This is a genomic window from Cryobacterium sp. MP_M3 (genome assembly GCF_015752155.1).
Lineage (GTDB): Bacteria > Actinomycetota > Actinomycetes > Actinomycetales > Microbacteriaceae > Cryobacterium.
The window spans coordinates 1-3369 of the sequence record NZ_JADOVI010000038.1 but is presented as its reverse complement, the minus strand read 5'-3'; the positions used below and the strand labels follow the sequence as shown (position 1 = coordinate 3369).

The window sequence follows — 3369 nt, the reverse complement described above, 5'->3', positions numbered from 1 at the left end:
TGTTGTACGTCTCCCGGGGTGACGACGTGGGCGTCTTCCTCAGTGACGATGGGTTTTAGCGCGCCTGGATTTGGCGCCTGGTGGTCGGCGGCGTCAAGCTGACGATGTCCGGATAGACGAATGGCCCGGCGTGCAATCTTGAAGGATCACGCCGGGCCGTTCTGACGCGTAAAGGCCGCGCTGATGCTCACGGTAAGTCATGATTCTGTTGTTGTCGAGTTGGGCCTGCTGGTCGGGCGCATGGCGTGTCCCGATTGTGGTGGCCGGTTGCGCCCGTGGGGCTGGGCCAGACCCCGCGTGATTCGGGAGGGCCTCGGCACGGATTGGATGGTCCGCGCGCTCCGGCCGCGCCGTTCCCGGTGCGCGTCCTGCCAGGGCACGCATGTGCTCCTCGAGGTGCGGTTGGCCGCCCGCCGGGCCGATGCGGCCGAGGTGATCGCGGCGGCGATCGAGGCGAAGACCGTGCTGGGGTGGGGCCACCGGAAGATCGCCGCGGGCTGCGGCAGACCTGCCTCAACAGTCCGCGGATGGTTGCGCGCATTCGCCGTGTCGGCCGCTTCGATCGGGGACAGGTTCACGGGGTTGTTGGTGCGGGACGCTCCCGACGCCGTGGTGCTCTGGCCCAAACCTGCCGGCTTCGCCGGTGGGGAGGCGTTGTCGGTGTTGATGGCGTACGCCGAGGGGTTGGCTCGTCGGTTTGCCGCGATCGTCAGGGTGACGTGGATCCAGGCTGGCATCGCAACGACGAACGGGCGCTTGTTTTGCTCGAGCTTGTGGGCCGCGGGTCCCAACACCAACCGGCCCTTACGCGGGGCCCTGGTCGGCGGGAAGGGTGGCAGGAGCGCCTGCCATATCCCTGTGATCGGCGTGTTCACTGTTTGAGAGGACCTTTCATGCCCGCAACCCCGTCAACCCTCCTACCGACCGTTCCGCCGGTGGCGCCTCGGGCGTCCCCGGTGAGCCCGGCGCTGTCGCTCCTGGTGCCGGCCGGATCTTCGGTGGATTCGGCAGTGCGCCGCGCCCGGACGGAGAAGATCGCCCTCTTCCGGTATCAACTGATCCGCGCCGCGGCGGACAGCGCGGTCACCACGCGGCAGCGCGGCCCGATGGTCAGGGACCTCGCTGCGATGATTCATCCGGGGCCATTCGGCGGCACGGTGACGGTTTCCAAAGACACCATCGACCGGTGGATTCGGGCTTGGCGGCGCGGCGGGTTCGACGGGTTGAAGCCCCGCGGCCGCGCCCAGGGCGCCGTGACGCCGGCGCAGATCCTGGCGTTGGCGGCAACGCTGAAACGCGAGCGACCTGCCCGGACCTCAGCGCAGGTGCGCCGGATCATGATGGACACCCTCGGCGACGCCCCCTCGGAGTCGACGTTGCTGCGGCACTTTCGCACGCTGGAGCTCCCGACCGGGGTGCGCGAGGTCTTCGGCCGGTTCGAAGCGGATTACCCCAACGAAATGTGGGTCGGTGATGGCCTCCACGGGCCGCGGATCAATGGGCGGAAAACGTATCTGTTCGCGTTCCTCGACGACCATACCCGTGTGGTGACGGCAGGCCGGTGGGCCTATGCCGAAGACTCCGTCCGGTTGACTGCGGCCCTCCGGCCGGCGTTGGAAGCCCGCGGGATCCCGGGCACGATATATGTGGATAACGGCAGCGCATTTGTGGATGAATCGCTCTCTCGGACCTGCGCACGCCTCGGAATTCGGTTGACGCACTCGAAGCCGTATCGGCCGCAGGGCCGCGGGAAGATCGAGCGGTTCTTCAATACCGTCAACTCGCAGTTCCTCACCGAGATCAGCGTCGTCGACACTGCGACGGGCGTCGTCGATGCTGGGGTGGGCAGCATGGTGACGTCGTTGGATGAGTTGAATGCGTTGTTCACGTCGTGGGTGGAGATGGTTTACCACCAGGCCACACATTCCACGACCGGGCAGACCCCTTTGCAACGCTGGGATGCCAGCTGGGTGGGCCGCAAGCCGGTGCGGAAATCGCGGGACGAGATCGCGGAGGCGTTCCGGTGGTCGGCGATCCGCACGGTGACGAAGTCCGCGACGGTCTCGTTGCAGTCCAACACCTATCAAGTCGATCAGCTCCTCGTCGGCAAGCGGGTTGAGCTGGTTTACGACCCCTTCGACCTCGCCGGGCTGATCACCGTCTCGGCGGGCAACGGTGTCCCGGCCGGCATCGCCGTCTTGAGCGAGATCCGGCGGCACGTGCATAAAAAGGCCGCCACGGCGGCTGCCGATGAGGCCGAGACCGGCGCGAAGAACGCTGCCTCTGGCATTGACTACCTGCGCCTGGTCGAGACGCGACACAAGGGCACGATGGCTGGTGAGCCGATCAGCTTCGTCAAAGCGTCCACCTCGAAGCGGCCCGCGGTCGTCTTCGTGCCGACCATCCAGGAGGCCGCCCGATGAGTATCGACACGCTGCAATCGCACTATGGCTTCACCCGCATGCCCTTCGCCCGGGATATTCCGCCGCAAGCGTTGCACCCGCACCCCTCGCATCGGGAAGCGATCGCGCGGATTGATTGGTGCGTCACCCAACGCCAGCTCGGCGTGATCAGTGGTGAGGTCGGCGCCGGGAAAACCGTCGCTGTTCGCGCTGCTCTCGCCGGCCTCGAGCCGTCTCGGCACCAGGTGATCTACGTCCCCGACCCGACGATCACGATGCGCGGCATCCACACCCGCATCGTTACCGCCCTGGGCGGAACCCCGGCGTTCTTCTCCGGCGTGCTCGCCTCGCAGACCGCGGCGCTGCTCGCCGGGGAACTCGACGAACGAGCCCGCCTGCCCGTGGTCGTGATCGATGAGGCACATCTGCTGACCAACACCGATTTGGAAGCCCTCCGCATGCTGACCAACAGCGACATGGATACAGGGTCGCACTTCGCGATGCTCCTCATCGGGCAGCCCACGCTGCGGCGCCGCCTCAAGCTCGCGGTGCTCTCGGCGCTGGATCAACGCATTTCCACCCGCTACACAATCACCGGGATGGGGGCTGGGGATACAACCGATTACATCCGGCAACACCTCAAGTTCGCTGGTCGGTCTGATCCGCTCTTCTCCGACGACGCGATCCATGCCATCCACCTCGCCTCCCGTGGTTATCCGCGAGCGGTGAACAACCTCGCGGTCGCCGCCCTGATCGCGACCTACGCCGCTGACAAAGCGATCGTCGACCTGGCCGCGGCGCAGTCGGCCATCACGGAGAACAGCGAGTGAGCCCGCGTCACGAGTGACGACCACCACGTCACCATCCTGACAAAAGCCCCGCCGGAATCCCCCGGCGGGGCTTTTTCAGACCCAGGCATCGTCACCGACGATGACGCCGCCATCGTCAAATAACGCGACGCGCGACA

At 66.5% G+C, this 3369-nt stretch carries 3 protein-coding genes; all 3 read left to right on the top strand.

Annotation, left to right across the window (positions count from 1 at the left end; genetic code table 11):
- The first annotated feature begins 384 nt into the window (after positions 1-384).
- The 3 genes from IWX89_RS18150 (at position 385) to IWX89_RS18140 (ending at position 3232) form a co-directional block, all read left to right on the top strand.
- Entirely contained in the window at positions 385-882 is a 498-nt protein-coding gene (locus IWX89_RS18150; RefSeq protein ID WP_196904937.1) for a hypothetical protein, read from the top strand.
- A 74-nt stretch (positions 883-956) separates the two neighbouring features.
- Complete coding sequence (locus tag IWX89_RS18145) at positions 957-2423, top strand: DDE-type integrase/transposase/recombinase (RefSeq protein ID WP_196904936.1); 1467 nt, start codon at positions 957-959, stop codon at positions 2421-2423.
- Positions 2420-3232: an ExeA family protein gene (locus IWX89_RS18140; protein ID WP_196904935.1), complete on the top strand. Its 813-nt coding sequence runs from the start codon at positions 2420-2422 to the stop codon at positions 3230-3232. Before IWX89_RS18145 ends, IWX89_RS18140 begins: the two co-directional genes overlap by 4 nt.
- Positions 3233-3369: the final 137 nt, after the last annotated feature.